The sequence below is a fragment of the Romboutsia sp. MSSM.1001216sp_RTP31141st1_G3_RTP31141_220114 genome (genome assembly GCF_039031195.1).
Classification (GTDB): domain Bacteria; phylum Bacillota; class Clostridia; order Peptostreptococcales; family Peptostreptococcaceae; genus Romboutsia_C; species Romboutsia_C hominis.
Map to the genome: position 1 here is coordinate 57,708 of NZ_JBCIUO010000001.1, position 16,444 is coordinate 74,151.

A 16,444-nucleotide genomic window follows, 5' to 3' on the forward strand; every position below is an offset into this window, starting at 1 on the left:
TTCCTAGGCTTATAGCACCTATTAATATTCTTTTAACCTCGCTCAAAGCAAATCCTCCTAAAACTACATATCGTATTCATCAACGTTTAGTAATTTATTTAGTACACGTTTAATAATATCATAACTAAAGCCTTTATAAGCTAAATGTTGATAAATTTTTTGATATATTTTATGTTTATCGTCGTTTTTTATCCTATCATATCTTTTTTTAGCTAAATACATAGCATTTTCAAATTCTTTATCTTGATCTAAGCTAGATATAGCTTGCTCTATAGAATCTTTATCTATACCTTTGTTATATAGATTTTGTCTAATTTTATTTTTACCATATTTATTTAAATTAACATTTGTATTGACTATTTTTTGAGCTAAAATTTCATCATTTATAAAATTATTTTTTTGTAAAAACTCTATAACTAAATCAATAGTATCTTCTTCAAAGTCATTTGAAAGCTTTTCTCTTATTTTATTTTCTGATTGATCTGCTTTAGATAAAATATTTAGAGCTTTTGTTTTAGCTTTTATATACATCTCTTCCTTAAGTATAGATTTTAAGTCATTTTCATCTATAGCCATACCTTTTTTTAGACTGAATGTATATACTAATTCAGTAAATATAGCCATGAAAAATTCATCATTTACATAAATATTTACTCTGTCAGTATTCCTTTTTTGTGCCTCTATTTTAGTAATTATAGCCATATTTAAACTCCTTTATAATTATATAAATATAAGTATACACTAAAATATGATTTATAATCTTTAATATTATAAAAAAAATGATAAAATAATAGTATAAATATATAAAGGAGAGTAAAAATGATTACTAGTAATCTAGTTGAGAAAGCAGAGGAGATAAATAGGACAAAACTAGGAAAGTTTAACAAAACATATAAAGGTACAAAAGTTGGAATTATGGGGGGAACTTTTGATCCAATTCATTCTGCACATTTAGCAACTGCTGAATTTATTAGGGATAAATATAAACTAGATAAAATAATATTTATACCATCGGGCAATCCACCACATAAAAAAAATACCATTGTAAACAAATATGATAGATATGAAATGGTAAAGTTAGCAACCATGAGCAATGAAGATTTCATAGTATCAGATATGGAAATTATAAGAGATAAAAGAACTTATACCATAGATACGCTTAGGGATATGAAAAAAGAATACGACTCAATAGATATATATTTTATAACAGGGGCAGATGCAATTTGTGATATAGAAACTTGGAAAAATGTAGAAGAAAATTTTAGATTAGCAACATTTATAGCAGCTACAAGACCGGGCATAAGCAAAGCTAGTACTAAAGAAAAAATAAATGATTTAAGAAAAAAATATAGTGCAAATATTATAGAGGTATATGTACCATCTTTAGATATATCATCTACTTATATAAGAGAAAAATTAAAAAATAATGGATCTATAAGATATTTAGTACCAGAAGAAGTTAGAGAGTATATAGAATGTAAGAAACTATATAATAATGGAGATTAAAAATGAATTACAATGATATAAAAGATAAAGTAAGAAATATGTTACCAGAAAAAAGATATAGACATTCTGAGAATGTAGCCAATTGTGCAGTAAAACTTAGCGAAATTTACGGGTATGATAAAGATATGGCTTATTTAGCAGGAATTGTTCATGATTGTGCAAAATACTTAAGTGATGAGGATGTCAAATTTTATGTTAAAAAATATGATATAAAACTAGATAAATTAGAAAAAAATAGTTTAGCATTGTCTCATAGTATAATAGGTTCATATATATGTAAATATGAATATAATATAGAAAATGAAGATGTTATAAGAGCTGTAAGATTTCATACTACAGGAAGAGAAAATATGTCACTTCTTGAAAAAATAATATATATAGCTGACTTAATAGAAGAAGATAGAAACTTTAATGGTGTGGAAAAATTAAGAGAACTTGTATATGGTGGCAATTTAGACGAAGCATTGTTGTTGTCTTTTAATAATACTATAAAATTTGTTATAGATAACAATCAAATGATACATGAAAAAACTATAAAAGCAAGAAACTATATGCTAGAGAATAGAAGCAATAAATAGTAATATATTTAAATCGCAATTTATGATATAATATAAAAATATGTTTAATTTTAGAAAGGTAGGAAATAATATGACAGTAGAACAAATCACTAAGATTGCATATGATGCAATAGATGATAAGTTAGGTCAAGATATATCTATAATAAATATAGGAGCTGTTTCAAGTTTATGTGAATACTTCATAGTTGCAACAGCAGGATCTCAAAGACAAGTAAAGGCAATAGCTGATAATGTAGAAGATGAACTTACAAAGATTGGTATAGAACCAAGAGGAAAAGAAGGATACGAATCTCAAACTTGGATACTTTTAGATTATGGCGATATAATGGTTCATATATTTAATGAAGAAGATAGATCATTCTATAATCTAGAAAAATTATGGAAAGATGCTCCATATGTTGATGTTGACACATTAGCATAAAGGTGATAATATAAACTATTATAACTAAAAATAATTAAATAGACTAGAGTAGTAAAAGAATATGTTTTTTCAGAGAGCTAGTGGTAGGTGAAAACTAGTAAAATATACCTTTGAACTTGCTAGAAGTATCTATTTAGCCGTAGTTGGCATAAAAACTATCTAAGAGAGTCTATTTATAGACTAATTAGGGTGGTACCGCGAAAATATATCCTCGTCCCTAAACATTATGTTTAGAGACGGGGATTTTTTAATATTATAAAAATAATAGGAGGATTAAAATGAGTGTTTATAAGCCAAATGAAGTTGAAGCCAAATGGCAAAAAACTTGGGAAGAAAACAACCAATACAAAACAGATACAAATGATACAACAAAACCAAAATATTATGCATTAGAAATGTTCCCTTATCCATCAGGAAAATTACATATGGGTCATGTTAGAAACTACTCTATAGGTGATGTAGTAGCTAGATTTAAAAAAATGCAAGGATACAATGTACTTCATCCTATGGGATGGGATTCATTTGGACTTCCAGCGGAAAATGCAGCTATAAAGCATGGGATACATCCAGATAAATGGACTATGGAAAACATAGAAGATATGAGAAAGCAATTTAAGACATTAGGTCTTAGCTTTGACTGGGATAGAGAAGTAGCAACTTCTACACCAGAGTACTATAAATTTACACAAGAGATATTCTTAAAGTTCTTAGAACATGGATTAGCATATAAGAAAAAATCTTTTGTTAACTGGTGTCCATCTTGCGAAACAGTTCTTGCTAATGAACAAGTTGTTCAAGGTGCATGTGAAAGATGTGATTCTATCGTTATAAAGAAAGATCTAGAACAATGGTATTTCAAGACTACTCACTTTGCAGAAGAATTACTTCAAGACTTAGACACTTTAGATGGATGGCCTGAAAAAGTTAAAACAATGCAAAAGAACTGGATAGGAAAGAGTACTGGAGCTGAAATAACTTTTGATATAGATGGAAGTGATAAAACTATAACGGTATTTACAACTAGACCAGATACAGTTTATGGTGTTTCTTATATGGTTTTAGCTCCTGAACATGAGCTAGTAAAAGAATTAGTAGCAGGAACAGAATACGAAAAGGCTGTGGATGCTTTCGTAGCTAAAATGCATACTATGACTGAAATAGAAAGAACTTCAAGTGATGTAGAAAAAGAAGGATTATTTATAGGTAAGCACGTTATAAATCCTGTAAATGGAGAGAAAGTTCAGTTATGGATAGCTAACTATGTTCTTGCAGATTATGGAACAGGTGCAGTTATGGCAGTACCAGCTCATGATGAAAGAGATGGAGAATTTGCAGCTAAATATGAATTACCAGTAGTTGAAGTTATAAATGAAGAAAATATAATGGTAAACTCTGGTGAATTTAATGGAATGGAAGCTTCAAAAGCTTTTGAAGCTATAATTGAAAAAATAGAAGAAATGGGAAGAGGTAAGAAAACAGTTAATTATAGATTAAGAGACTGGTTACTTTCAAGACAAAGATATTGGGGATGTCCAATACCTGTAGTATACTGTGATGAATGTGGTATAGTTCCTGAAAAGAAAGAAAATTTACCTATATTATTACCTACAGATGTTGAATTTACAGGTAAAGGTGAATCTCCACTTACAACTTCAAAAACATTTATGGATGCTGCTTGTCCTTGTTGTGGAAAGCCAGCTAGAAGAGAAGTTGACACAATGGATACTTTCGTTGATTCTTCTTGGTATTATTTAAGATACATAGATCCTAAAAATACTGAAGAGCCATTTAATAAAGAAGCAGTTAACAATTGGATGCCAGTTGACCAGTATATAGGTGGAGTAGAACATGCAATCCTTCATCTTCTTTACTCAAGATTCTTTGTTAAAGCATTTAATGAAATGGGAATGTTAGATTTTAAAGAACCATTTAAGAACTTATTAACTCAAGGTATGGTTTTAAAAGATGGAGCTAAGATGAGTAAATCTAAAGGAAATGTTGTAGCACCATCAGAAATAATAAAAGAATACGGAGTAGATACGGCTAGATTATTCGTATTATTTGCTGCACCACCAGAAAGAGATTTAGAATGGTCAGATCAAGGTGTTGAAGGATGCTTTAGATTCTTAAATAGAGTATATAGACTAATAGATGAATTAGCAGATGTAGCTAAGAAGGATGTTTCTCTAGGTGAATTAACTAAAGAAGATAAGGCTATGAGATACACAATAAATGCAACTTTAAAGAAAGTTACAGAAGACCTTAATGAAAAGTTTGGATTTAATACTGCTATATCAGCATTAATGGAATTAGTAAATGAGATGTATAAATACAAAGAATTAGAAGCTAGAAATGATGCTGTTATAAAAGAAGGTGTAGATACAATAGTTACTATACTTTCACCATTTGCTCCTCATATTGGAGAAGAATTATGGGCAATGATAGGTAAAGAAGGAAGTATATTTGATATATCTTGGCCAGAATATGATGAAACTGCATTAGTTAAAGATGAAGTTGAAATAGTAGTTCAAATTAATGGAAAAGTTAGAGGAAAATTAAGTGTTGCTACTAATATATCTAGAGAGGATATGGAAAAAGTAGCAATGGAAGACGAAAAAATAAAAGCTTTAGTGGAAGGTAAAACTGTAGTTAAAGTTATAGCTGTTCCTAAGAAGTTAGTTAACATAGTTGTTAAATAGTTTTTAAGAGGTAGCTAAGCTACCTCTTTTTTACGCTTAGGGATAATATAAAAGAAATAAACTTATACAATAAAATCCTAAATAAATTAAAATTATTTAAAAAAATTTTAAAATAAAATGGTATCAAATATATAGTAAAATATAATGTATACAAGTTAAAAAAATAAGGTGTAACAAAGGTATACTCTTAATTAATAAAGGAGAAAATAGTAATTGTGTCACTTTTTTAGAAAAATTAAAAAATTATGAAATAGCGATTTCCTGTTGCATTTTGTAAAAAAAGAGTATAGAATAATAATTGTTAAAGGGTGATTACAAAAATTACTAATAAGAGGGAGACTTATACGATGACAAAAGTTACTTTACAAGATGTACAACAAGCTAGAGAAACTATAAAAGATATAGTTAAAAAAACAGATTTATTAGAAAGTGCTAAGCTAAGTGCTAAGACTGGGGCAAATGTTTTCTATAAGTGCGAAAACTTACAAAAAACAGGATCTTTTAAATTAAGAGGGGCTTGTAACAAAATAGCTAACTTAACTGATGAAGAGAAGGCAAACGGTGTTATAGCTTCAAGTGCAGGAAACCATGCACAAGGAGTTGCTTTAGGAGCAAAGATGACTGGAATAAAGGCAACAATAGTTATGCCAGCAACAGCACCACTTGCAAAGGTAACAGCGACTAAAGGATATGGAGCAGAAGTTGTTTTAAACGGAATAGTATATGATGATGCATATGCAAAAGCTGTTGAAATACAAAAAGAAACTGGAGCAACATTCTTACATCCATTTAATGATAAATATGTAATAGCAGGACAAGGAACAATAGCTCTTGAAATATTTGAGCAATTAGACAATAAAGTAGACACTATATTATGTCCAATCGGTGGAGGGGGAATAATAGCTGGTATAGCAGTAGCTGCTAAAGCTTTAAACCCAAATGTAAAAATTATAGGGGTTCAAACTTCTAACGTACCTTCAATGAAGGAATCTATGAAAAATGGTGAAGTAACTACAGCTTTCAATGATACTACAATAGCTGATGGTATAGCAGTTAAAACACCAGGAGATTTAACATTTGAAATAATAAAAGAATTAGTTGATGATGTTATAGTTGTAACTGAAGAAGAAATAGCACAAGGGATTTTATTCTTAATGGAAAATCAAAAAGTTATAGCAGAAGGTGCAGGGGCAGTAAGTACAGCAGCAATGGTAAGTGGAAAGTATGTTCCAGCTAAAGATGAAAACGTTGTTTGTGTAATATCTGGTGGTAACGTAGACGTTAACACTTTATATAGAGTTATAGGAACAGCATTAGCTACAGAAGGAAGAAGATACTCATTCAATACTGTAATACAAGATAAGCCAGGCGGACTTGCTGAATTAACTAAGATAATAAGTGAAAAAAATGGAAATATATTAGCAGCTAATATATCTAGATTAGCAATGGGAAGTACTCTAGGAAAACAATCTGCTGAGCTAGTTGTAGAAACTGTATCAGAAGATCATATAAAAGAAATAAAAGATGCAGTAACAAGTGCTGGATTTGATATAGTAGAAATGTAATTTTAAAAAATATACTAAAAGCAGGTGTTTACAAATAAAAATATAGTATATTTGTAACCCTGCTTAAAAAAATATGTGTACAAATATAAATATAGTAGTATAATAGTATCGAAAGACTAATACTAAATACATATAGTTAATGTATAAGGAGGAATTTAAAATGAAACACGAAGTAATACACACTAATAATGCTCCTAAAGCTATAGGACCATACTCACAAGCTGTTAAAGCTGGAAATATGTTATTTGTATCTGGACAAGTTCCTTTTGTACCAGAAACTATGGAAATAGTTGAAGGAGATGTTAAAGCTCAAGCAGCTCAATCACTAACAAACATAAAAGCTATATTAACAGAAGCTGGATATGACTTTGCAGATGTAGTTAAGACTACAGTATTTATAAAAGACATGAACGAATTCGCTCAAATAAATGAAGTTTATGCTGAATTCTTCGGTGAAAGCAAGCCTGCAAGAGCTTGTGTAGAAGTTGCAAGATTACCAAAAGATGTTAAAGTTGAAATAGAAGTAATAGCTGTAAAATAATATTTTACCAAAAATTACTAAAATGGCCAGATTAAATCTGGTCATTTTGTAATTTATAGGAAAGTTTGTTAAAAAAATGTTTAATTACAAAATAAAATTATATAGTCAAAAAAGTTTTTTTTGCTTTCCTTCTTGACAAAATATGACGAATTTAAATAAAATATTATCAATGGATTAAATTTTAAATTGAATTTTATGAGAAACTAGTTTATATACATTTATTTAAGGATATAAATATGTATATAAGATAGTTTTGGATAAATAATAATATTAAGCTATTTAAAATTAATACTAATATGCAATGCAATTAAAATCAAAAAATTTTAATTAAGACTTTTAGGAGAAAGAGGTAATACAATGGCTAAGGATTATAGTGTATTTGATGTCGTAGGACCAAACATGATAGGACCATCTAGTTCTCATACAGCAGGAGCAGCTAGACTAGGGAAAACTGCTTCGAAGATAGCAGGAAAACGTATAAAGGAAGTTAAATTCTTGTTACATGGTTCTTTTGCAGAAACATACAAAGGACATGGAACTGATAAAGCATTAGTAGGTGGGATATTAGGATTTGAGACTGATGATGCTAGAATAAAAGATTCTTTCAAATTAGCAGAAGAAGCTGGTATTAAGTTTGAATTTATCAAAACTGATTTAGGAGAAAACGTACATCCTAACACTGTTAAAATGGAAATGCTTTTAGAAGATGGATCAAAGTCAACTGTAATGGGTGCTTCTATAGGTGGAGGTAACATAAAACTTACAGAAATGGATGGATTAGCTCTTGATTTTAATGGTTCAAAGGCTGCAGTAGTACTAGAAATAAAAGATATCCCAGGTGCAGTATCGTTTGTAACAGGATTACTTGCTCATAACAATAAAAATATATCAACAATATCAACAAATAAGCCAGCTAAATCTGAGTTTACATTTGTTACTATAGAAACAGATGAAAAATTAGAACAAGATTTAGTTGAGCAATTAAGAAAGTTTGAAGTAATAGCTAAGGTTGTAGTTTTAGACAAATTCTAATGAGTAAGGAGAGACGAAAAAATGAAATATAACTTTACAAGTGGAGCAGAATTATTAGAAAAATGTAAAGAGTTAAATATGCCTATACATCAATTATGTTTAGAAAGAGAAGCTGAGATGTCAGGTTTATCTAAAGAAGAAATAAGAGAAAAAATGATGTATAGCTTAAGCATAATGAAAGCAGCTACTGAAAGAGCTGTTGAAGAAGATATAAAGTCTATGGGTGGACTTATAGGTGGAGAAGCTAAGAAATTAACTAATTATAGAAATTCATCTAGAAGTGTATGTGGAGAATTAATGAATAAAGCTATGGTTGCTGCAATGGGTACTATGGAAATTAATGCTTCTATGGGTCTAATAGTTGCTGCACCTACAGCAGGTTCTTGTGGTATACTTCCAGGAGCTGTTGTTACAATAGGTAAAGAATATGGATTTACTGATGAGCAAATGGTAGATGCACTATTTACAGCTTCAGCAATAGGAGCTATAATAACTAGAAATGCTACAGTTGCTGGTGCAGAAGGTGGATGTCAAGCTGAAACTGGTGCTGCTGCTGCTATGGCTGCTGCTGGTGTAGTTGAAATGATGGGTGGAAAACCTGAACAAGCTATTCATGCTGCATCTCACTGTTTACAAAATGTTATGGGACTTATATGTGACCCAATAGCAGGACTTGTTGAAGCGCCTTGCCAAGGAAGAAATGCTATAGGTGTTGCTAATGCTTTAATATCTGCTGAATTAGTTTTAGCTGGAATATTAAACATAGTACCATTTGATGAAACTGTTGAAGCAATGTACAAAGTAGGTAAAACACTTCCAATGGAGTTAAGAGAAACTGCATTAGGTGGAGTTGCTGCTACTTGCACAGGATGTTCTTTAACTAAGAAAATATTTGGATAATATATAAGAGCTGTATCTCATAGAGAACAGCTCTTTTTATATAAGTAAAAATAAAGAAGCTACTTAAAATATAAAAAGTAACTTCTTTGAAAAACTTAATTTGTTAAAATGATTAATAATTTACACCAGCTGGCTTTATATTATTTTTATCCATAGAACTACAAGGTGTAACTCCATAAACCATGTTGCAATGAGGGCATTTGTCTACATGAGTAGTCATTGTAAATACTTTACTACAATTAACACATTCTATATCATGAGTAGTTCTTAGAGGAAAATCTCCTTTACCTTTACTTCTAACTAAATCTACTACATTTCTACCGTTATTTTTATCCATGTTTGAACATCCACAGCTCATAATAAACCTCCAATAATTTAATATATTAAAAAATACATTATAACTTAAAAGTTAAAACTTGTCTGTAACAAATGTTACACAAAATAAAAGAGCAGCAATAAATTGCTACTCTTATCTTCTTCTTTTATATTTTTTGTTTTTATTTGAATAGATACTTGCATAACGTCTATTTTTATTTGATTTTCTTCTCATAGTTATAAATAATACAAAAGCAATAATTCCAATTAACAATACAACTTTTATTATTGTCATTATGATTTTATTTTCTGTTATAAAGCTAAAAATGCTATTGACATCATCTGTAGCTACAAGGTTGATAGTAGTTTCTAGTTTATTTTTATTATAAACTTCTAGTTCACCAACTTTGTCCCCTTTTTTTATAGGTAAACTAATATCATCTAATTTAACTTTTGTAGTATATATTCCATCTTTAGTACCCTTAGGAAGAACTACTTTATAACTATATTCAGGTTCGTAAATTAATTCTCCTTGTTTACTAAAAATTACTTTTTTATGTTTTATATAGTCAGATTTATCAATAACAGTAGTATTAGAGAAGTTATCAAAGCCATAATCTAGTAGTGTTCTAGAATCTAGATATAAATCATTTCCAACAGCTTTAAAAACAGCAGCTATAAATCTCATATCGTTTTTTACAGCACTACTTAAAAGACATCTACCAGCATCATCTGTATAACCAGTCTTAATACCATCAACTATATCATATTTAATATCGATTTTTTCACCCTTGTAGTCTATTTTCTCATTAGATGTTAAAAATTTATTAGTATTTATAAAATATCTTTCATGAGGATAAGCCTCATTTGGTTCAAACTTTATAGATTTAGTGTTAACGATATCTCTAAAGACATCATTACTCATAGCTTGTCTGGCCATTAAAGCCATATCATAAGCTGTAGTCCAGTGCTTTTCATCTGGTAAACCGTGTGGATTGTTAAAATGAGTACCTTCAGCTCCAATAGCTTTAGCTTCCTTATTCATAAGGTCTACAAATTTGTCCACAGAACCGCTAACATATTTGGCTAAAACAAAGGCAGCATCATTAGAAGAATGTATTAAAAGAGCTTGTAATAATTGCTTAACTGTAAAAGATTCTCCATTTTTTAAGTACATACTAGATCCATCTATAGGTGGTAAGTTTTTTATTGTTACCATTGAACTTAAATCAGATACGTGCTTTATAACTACATAAGCTGTCCATGCCTTAGTAGTTGATGCAGGATATATTCTGGCATGTCCATTTTTATTGTATAAAACCTTTCCAGTCTCATAGTCCATTAATACTGCATATTCTGCTGTAAGGTCAGGCTTTTTATCCTGAGCAAAAGCCTCATTAGTAGCTCCTAAAATTTGTGAGAGTATAATCATCAAGGATGCCAAAATTGATAAAATTTTCTTCATTTACTAACCTCCAAAACAAAACTTATATTTTAGTATAACATAATTTTGTCAATAATTAAAATGAAGGAGTGATTTTATTTGAACAAGCAAAAAAAGGTTGCAATAGTAATACTCATAACCGTATTTTCTATATCTGCTACTATAATTAATAGAGGGTTAAAAGTTAGAGATAATGTATATGTAGTTAGCAAAAGTGAGAAAGAAGAAACTAAAAATTTAAAGTACGATGAACAAATGGACAAAGATAAAATATTGGAAAAAACAGCAAATAAAAATGATATAAATGAAAATAAATCAAAAGAAATAAGGATATTTATAAGTGGAGAGGTTAAAAATCCTGGGGTGGTCACAATTGAAAATAGCAAAAGGTTAATAGATGCTATAGATTTACTAGGAGGATTTACAGAAGAGGCAGATTTAAATAAAATAAATTTAGCTATGACTATAGAAGATGAAATGCATTATATAATACCTAAAATAGGTGAAGAAATAAATAATAATAACGAAAATGTAACACAAAATAATACTAAGTCTCAAGAAGATAATTCAAAAATCAATATAAATATAGCTAACGTAAGCGATTTAGACAAACTGCCTGGGGTTGGAGAGGCTACGGCTAACAAAATATTAAATTATAGGGAAGAAAAAGGTCAGTTTAAGAGTATTGAGGAAATAAAAAATGTAAATGGAATTGGAGATAAAAAATATGAAGATATTAAGGATATGATTACTATAGAGTAAAATAACCATTAAATAAAATAATATTTGATATAAACTTGTAAATTTAAAAGTAAAAATATGATATTATAATTATTATAAGACATAACAAGGAGAGATATATATGGAGATGTTAAGAAAACTTACAGATATGACTACTTCAGGTGGCTGAGCGGCTAAGATTGGGCCAGAGGTTCTGGCATCAGTATTAAGTAAACTACCTAGAAATGAAAGCACAGACAATTTATTAGTTGGATTAGAAACATCCGATGATGCAGCTGTATATAAATTAAATAATGATAGTGCTTTAATTCAGACACTAGACTTTTTCACTCCAATGATAGATGACCCATATATATTTGGTCAAATAGCAGCAGCAAACTCTTTATCAGATGTCTATGCTATGGGGGGAAAACCAATTGTAGCTATGAATATAGTTTGTTTTCCATCATGTCATGATATGAATGTTTTAGCAGAAATATTAAAGGGTGGATTTGATAAAGTTAAGGAGAGTGGCGCACTTTTAGTTGGGGGGCATACTGTAGATGATAAAGAACCCAAATATGGACTTTCAGTATCTGGTATAGTTCATCCAGATAAAGTATTATCAAATGCAACATCTAAAGTAGGTGATAAGTTAATTATAACTAAACCTATAGGTGTAGGTATATTAAATACAGCTATGAAAGAAGGATTAGTAGATAAAGAAGTTTCTGAAAAAGTAATAGAAACTATGATACATTTAAATAAGTATGCAGCAATGAGTTTTGATAATATAGAAGTTAATTCAGTTACAGATATAACAGGATTTGGACTTTTAGGACATGCCCTAGAAATGGCAAAGGCATCAAATGTAAGTATTGAAATAGATTCGAAGGAAGTTCCTATATTGGAGGGAGCTGTCGATATGGCAAGAATGGGTATAATACCTGCAGGTATGTATAGAAATAAAGAATACATAGGAAAAGATGTTAGTACAAATAATATAGCAACTGAAATAGAGGATATATTGTACGATCCTCAAACATCAGGTGGATTACTAATTTCTGTTAGAGAAGAATTAGCAGATATGCTAATAAAAGATATGAAGAAAAATGGATCTATAGAGGCTAAAGTAATTGGTGAAGTTAAAGAAAAATCTAGTAAGTACATAACTGTTATATAGATAATATAAAATATGGAAATCATACAGTATATGATTTCCATATTTTATATATGAAAAAATTTGCATAAAACATACTAAAATAGATCAATAAAATAGCTAAACAAATAAAATTTTATTTTGAAAATATTATGTACTACATAGAAGGTGGGTTAGCTATAAAATAGAATAATATAAAATATTATTAAATAATTAGAAATTTAGAGCAAAGGTTGTGATTTATTTGAATAAAAGAGAATTATTTTCTAAGCTACCTTCAGTTGATGAAGTTTTAAACCAAGAAGATATAAAAAATACATTAGAAGAGTATCCTAGAAATTTAGTCATAGAGTGCATAAGGAAGGTTATAGATAGAAAAAGAAAAGAAATAATAGATATTAAGGACGATAAAAATAATATAAATTTAGATTTAAATAATATAATTAAAGATATAAAAAATGAGATTAATATAAGCTATGCATTATCCTTAAAAAAGGTTATAAATGCTACAGGTACAGTATTACATACTAATTTAGGAAGATCATTACTTAGTGAAAGTATAAAAGAAGAACTTTGGAATTCTGCATCTAGATATTCTAATTTAGAATACAATATTGAAAAAGGTCAAAGAGGTTCGAGGTACGATCATCTAGCAGATACAATAAAAAGGCTTACAAATGCTGAGGATGTATTAGTGGTAAATAATAATGCAGCAGCTGTACTGCTTGTATTAAGCACATTAGCTAAAGATGGCGAAGTTATAGTATCAAGAGGTGAGTTAGTAGAAGTTGGTGGCTCTTTTAGAATACCAAGTATAATGGAATTAAGTGGTACAAAACTTTTAGAGGTTGGTGCTACTAACAAAACACATTTAAAAGATTATGAAGAAGCGATTAGTGAAGATACTAAAGCTATTATGAAGGTTCATACTAGTAATTATAGAATACTTGGATTTACAGAAAGTGTAGATATAGATGAGTTATCTATCCTTAGCAAAAAGCATAATATACCTGTGATAGAAGATTTAGGTAGTGGAGTATTTATCGATTTATCAAAATATGGACTGTCTTATGAACCTACTGTTTTAGATTCTCTACGAAAAGGTGCTGATATAGTTACTTTTAGTGGAGACAAAATGCTAGGTGGACCACAAGCTGGTATAATAGTTGGTAAAAAAGAGTACATAGATAAAATGAAAAAAAATCAATTAACAAGAGCCCTAAGAGTAGATAAGTTAACTATATGCGCTCTAGAATCTACACTTAGAACTTATTTAGATGAAGAAAAAGCAATTAAAGAAATACCAACGCTTAGAATGTTAACTTATAAAATAGATGAATTAGAAGAAAAAGCTAACGATTTATTAAATAAAATAAAAGAACTAAAAATAGATGCAAAAGTATGTGTAGAAGATGGTTTATCTCAAGTTGGGGGAGGATCTATGCCTTTAGAGACTATAAAAAGTAAGGTAGTCGCGATAACTCCAAATAATATGAATGTATCAACACTAGAGAGAAGACTAAGATTAAGTAATGCTCATATAATAGCAAGAGTGTATGAAAATAAATACATATTAGATGTAAGGACTATATTTGAAGACGAATATGATTTAATAATAAATGAGCTTAAAAATATATTTAAATAGTATACAAGAGGGGAGATTAACATGAAAAATATAGTAATAGGTACAGCAGGTCATATAGACCATGGAAAAACTACCCTTATAAAAGCACTTACAGGAAGAGAAACAGATACTTTAGCAGAAGAAAAAAAGAGAGGAATATCAATAAATTTAGGATTTACATATTTTGATTTGCCGAGCAAAAAAAGAGCAGGTATAGTTGATGTTCCAGGGCATGAAAAATTTATAAAAAACATGCTTGCAGGAGCATCTGGTTTAGACATGGTTTTATTTGTAATTGGAGCTGACGAAGGTGTAATGCCTCAAACTATTGAGCATTTAGATATATTAAAATTTTTAAATGTCAAAAATGGAATAATAGTTTTAACAAAATGTGATACAGTAGATGAAGAATTTATAGAATTAGTAAAAGAAGATGTAATAGAAAAGGTAAAAGGAACTTTTCTTGAAGATGCAGATATAATAGAAGTTGATTCTATATCTAAAAGGGGTATAGATAAACTTATAAACAAAATTGATGAAATAAGTAAAGATATAGAAGATAATGATATAAGTTCACCTGCAAGGCTTAATATAGATAGAGTATTTTCTGTAAAAGGATTTGGAACTGTAATAACAGGGACCCTAACAGAAGGAAAAATAAGTGTTGAAGATGATTTAATGCTATATCCTTCAAATATAGAAACGAAAATAAGAAGTATTCAAGTTCATGGCGAAAATGTAAACACTGCTTATGCAGGACAAAGAACTGCAATAAATATATCTAATGTCAAAGTTGAAGATCTAAAAAGAGGAGATGTTTTAGGTGCAAAAAATTCTTTAGAAGAATCCATGATGTTAGATGTTAAAATATCTATTGTAAATCATTCAAACAAAAGCTTAAAACATTGGGATAGGTTAAGGCTTTACCATGGTACAAAAGAAATTTTGTGCAGGGCAGTACCATTAGACAAAGAAATAATAAACTCATCAGAAGATGGATATGTACAATTAAGATTAGAAGAAAGTATAGTAGCTAAAAAAGGAGATAAATTTGTTATTAGAAGTTATTCACCTATGGAAACTATAGGTGGAGGAACTATAATAGACACAAACCCTAAAAAGCATAAAAAATTTGATACAAACGTTATAAATTCATTAAAGATAAAAGAAAAAGGTGAATTAAAAGATATATTAGAAGAGTATCTTAAAAAAAATACTGAAATATATCCAAGTAAAAAAGAGATAATGGCCTATATTGGAGAAAATGAAGAAAATGTAGATAAAGCTTTACAAGAGCTTATAAATATGGATAAAGCTATCTGTATAAATAGTATGTATATGCATATTAATAAATATGAGACTCTAAAATCTAAAAGTGTAGACTTACTTACTAAGTATCATAAATCTTACAGACTTAGAAATGGTATGGTAAAAGAAGAGTTTAGATCTAAAGTTGAAGGTAAGTTTAAGACTAAGGAGATGGACTTATTAATAGATAAGTTAAGTAAAGAAAAAGTAGTAAAAGTAAACGATAATTTAATATCTTTATATGAATTTGAAGTAAGGTTAAACTCAAAGCAGCTAGAAATAAAAAACACTATAAAAAATCAGTTAAATTCTAGCATGAATAAATCAGAAAATATATTAACAATAGATGGTATATGTAACAAAAATAAATTTTATGAAGAAGTATTAGAATCTATGATAGGACAAGAAGTAGAACAATTAGATGAAAAGCATGTTATTGATAAAGAGCTGTATGAAACACTAAAAAATAATTTGATTAATTATTTAAAAGAAAATAAAGAAATAACTTTAGGCGAATACAGAGACTTACTTAATTCTAGCCGAAAAAATTGTGTGATATTATTAGAAAACTTTGATAGAAATAAAATAACTAAGAGAAAAGAAAATAGCAGAGTACTATTTTAGATAAGGGT

General features: G+C 29.0%; 15 protein-coding genes and 1 other annotated feature. Of the genes, 12 read left to right on the plus strand and 3 right to left on the minus strand.

What is annotated here, in order from left to right; translation table 11 throughout:
- Positions 1–63 precede the first annotated feature (63 nt).
- Positions 64–702, minus strand: coding sequence for a recombination regulator RecX (gene recX, locus ABCP60_RS00320; protein ID WP_343101020.1), 639 nt, complete (start codon positions 700–702; stop codon positions 64–66).
- Positions 703–819: 117 nt separating this feature from the next.
- On the opposite strand from recX, the gene nadD reads away from it, so the two are divergent.
- The 8 genes from nadD (at position 820) to sdaAA (ending at position 9,242) form a co-directional block, all read left to right on the plus strand.
- Positions 820–1,506, plus strand: coding sequence for a nicotinate-nucleotide adenylyltransferase (gene nadD, locus ABCP60_RS00325; protein WP_092927227.1), 687 nt, complete (start codon positions 820–822; stop codon positions 1,504–1,506).
- Positions 1,507–1,508: 2 nt separating this feature from the next.
- A complete protein-coding gene (gene yqeK / locus ABCP60_RS00330) occupies positions 1,509–2,084 on the plus strand; it encodes a bis(5'-nucleosyl)-tetraphosphatase (symmetrical) YqeK (protein WP_195580842.1) in 576 nt (191 codons plus the stop codon).
- Between the two features lie 70 nt (positions 2,085–2,154).
- Positions 2,155–2,505, plus strand: a complete 351-nt coding sequence (gene rsfS, locus ABCP60_RS00335; RefSeq protein ID WP_092927223.1) for a ribosome silencing factor — start codon at positions 2,155–2,157, stop codon at positions 2,503–2,505.
- Between the two features lie 29 nt (positions 2,506–2,534).
- Positions 2,535–2,727, plus strand: a binding site (T-box leader).
- A 56-nt stretch (positions 2,728–2,783) separates the two neighbouring features.
- Positions 2,784–5,204: a leucine--tRNA ligase gene (gene leuS / locus ABCP60_RS00340; protein WP_092927221.1), complete on the plus strand. Its 2,421-nt coding sequence runs from the start codon at positions 2,784–2,786 to the stop codon at positions 5,202–5,204.
- 347 nt (positions 5,205–5,551) lie between these two features.
- Positions 5,552–6,769: a threonine ammonia-lyase gene (ilvA, locus tag ABCP60_RS00345; RefSeq protein WP_092927219.1), complete on the plus strand. Its 1,218-nt coding sequence runs from the start codon at positions 5,552–5,554 to the stop codon at positions 6,767–6,769.
- A gap of 160 nt (positions 6,770–6,929) precedes the next feature.
- Complete coding sequence (locus ABCP60_RS00350; protein WP_092927217.1) at positions 6,930–7,310, plus strand: RidA family protein; 381 nt, start codon at positions 6,930–6,932, stop codon at positions 7,308–7,310.
- A 357-nt stretch (positions 7,311–7,667) separates the two neighbouring features.
- The gene (sdaAB, locus tag ABCP60_RS00355) at positions 7,668–8,342 is read left to right on the plus strand and encodes an L-serine ammonia-lyase, iron-sulfur-dependent subunit beta (protein WP_092927215.1); all 675 of its coding nucleotides are present in this window, start codon (positions 7,668–7,670) and stop codon (positions 8,340–8,342) included.
- A 21-nt stretch (positions 8,343–8,363) separates the two neighbouring features.
- On the plus strand, positions 8,364–9,242 hold the full coding sequence (gene sdaAA / locus ABCP60_RS00360) for an L-serine ammonia-lyase, iron-sulfur-dependent, subunit alpha (RefSeq protein WP_092927213.1): 879 nt from the start codon (positions 8,364–8,366) through the stop codon (positions 9,240–9,242).
- Between the two features lie 112 nt (positions 9,243–9,354).
- Here sdaAA and ABCP60_RS00365 read toward each other — a convergent pair whose 3' ends face one another.
- Entirely contained in the window at positions 9,355–9,600 is a 246-nt protein-coding gene (locus tag ABCP60_RS00365; protein WP_092927211.1) for a hypothetical protein, read from the minus strand.
- Positions 9,601–9,711: 111 nt separating this feature from the next.
- Positions 9,712–11,022, minus strand: coding sequence for a D-alanyl-D-alanine carboxypeptidase family protein (locus tag ABCP60_RS00370; protein WP_092927209.1), 1,311 nt, complete (start codon positions 11,020–11,022; stop codon positions 9,712–9,714).
- 78 nt (positions 11,023–11,100) lie between these two features.
- Here ABCP60_RS00370 and ABCP60_RS00375 point away from each other — a divergent pair, with 78 nt between their 5' ends.
- From ABCP60_RS00375 to selB, 4 genes are all read left to right on the plus strand, one after another.
- The gene (locus tag ABCP60_RS00375; protein ID WP_207733495.1) at positions 11,101–11,763 is read left to right on the plus strand and encodes a helix-hairpin-helix domain-containing protein; all 663 of its coding nucleotides are present in this window, start codon (positions 11,101–11,103) and stop codon (positions 11,761–11,763) included.
- A gap of 100 nt (positions 11,764–11,863) precedes the next feature.
- Positions 11,864–12,904, plus strand: coding sequence for a selenide, water dikinase SelD (gene selD, locus ABCP60_RS00380; RefSeq protein ID WP_166504902.1), 1,041 nt, complete (start codon positions 11,864–11,866; stop codon positions 12,902–12,904).
- A 220-nt stretch (positions 12,905–13,124) separates the two neighbouring features.
- Positions 13,125–14,525 (plus strand): L-seryl-tRNA(Sec) selenium transferase, encoded by a 1,401-nt coding sequence (gene selA, locus ABCP60_RS00385; protein WP_166504903.1) that lies wholly within the window; start codon positions 13,125–13,127, stop codon positions 14,523–14,525.
- A 21-nt stretch (positions 14,526–14,546) separates the two neighbouring features.
- Entirely contained in the window at positions 14,547–16,436 is a 1,890-nt protein-coding gene (gene selB / locus ABCP60_RS00390; RefSeq protein WP_166504904.1) for a selenocysteine-specific translation elongation factor, read from the plus strand.
- The last annotated feature ends 8 nt before the right edge of the window (positions 16,437–16,444 follow it).

What these genes read in the sequence shown, in the direction of transcription:
- recX (WP_343101020.1), bottom strand. Translation starts at nt 702, where the DNA reads ATGGCTATAATTACTAAAATAGAGGCACAAAAAAGGAATACTGACAGA.
- nadD (WP_092927227.1), top strand. Translation starts at nt 820, where the DNA reads ATGATTACTAGTAATCTAGTTGAGAAAGCAGAGGAGATAAATAGGACA.
- yqeK (WP_195580842.1), top strand. Translation starts at nt 1,509, where the DNA reads ATGAATTACAATGATATAAAAGATAAAGTAAGAAATATGTTACCAGAA.
- rsfS (WP_092927223.1), top strand. Translation starts at nt 2,155, where the DNA reads ATGACAGTAGAACAAATCACTAAGATTGCATATGATGCAATAGATGAT.
- leuS (WP_092927221.1), top strand. Translation starts at nt 2,784, where the DNA reads ATGAGTGTTTATAAGCCAAATGAAGTTGAAGCCAAATGGCAAAAAACT.
- ilvA (WP_092927219.1), top strand. Translation starts at nt 5,552, where the DNA reads ATGACAAAAGTTACTTTACAAGATGTACAACAAGCTAGAGAAACTATA.
- ABCP60_RS00350 (WP_092927217.1), top strand. Translation starts at nt 6,930, where the DNA reads ATGAAACACGAAGTAATACACACTAATAATGCTCCTAAAGCTATAGGA.
- sdaAB (WP_092927215.1), top strand. Translation starts at nt 7,668, where the DNA reads ATGGCTAAGGATTATAGTGTATTTGATGTCGTAGGACCAAACATGATA.
- sdaAA (WP_092927213.1), top strand. Translation starts at nt 8,364, where the DNA reads ATGAAATATAACTTTACAAGTGGAGCAGAATTATTAGAAAAATGTAAA.
- ABCP60_RS00365 (WP_092927211.1), bottom strand. Translation starts at nt 9,600, where the DNA reads ATGAGCTGTGGATGTTCAAACATGGATAAAAATAACGGTAGAAATGTA.
- ABCP60_RS00370 (WP_092927209.1), bottom strand. Translation starts at nt 11,022, where the DNA reads ATGAAGAAAATTTTATCAATTTTGGCATCCTTGATGATTATACTCTCA.
- selB (WP_166504904.1), top strand. Translation starts at nt 14,547, where the DNA reads ATGAAAAATATAGTAATAGGTACAGCAGGTCATATAGACCATGGAAAA.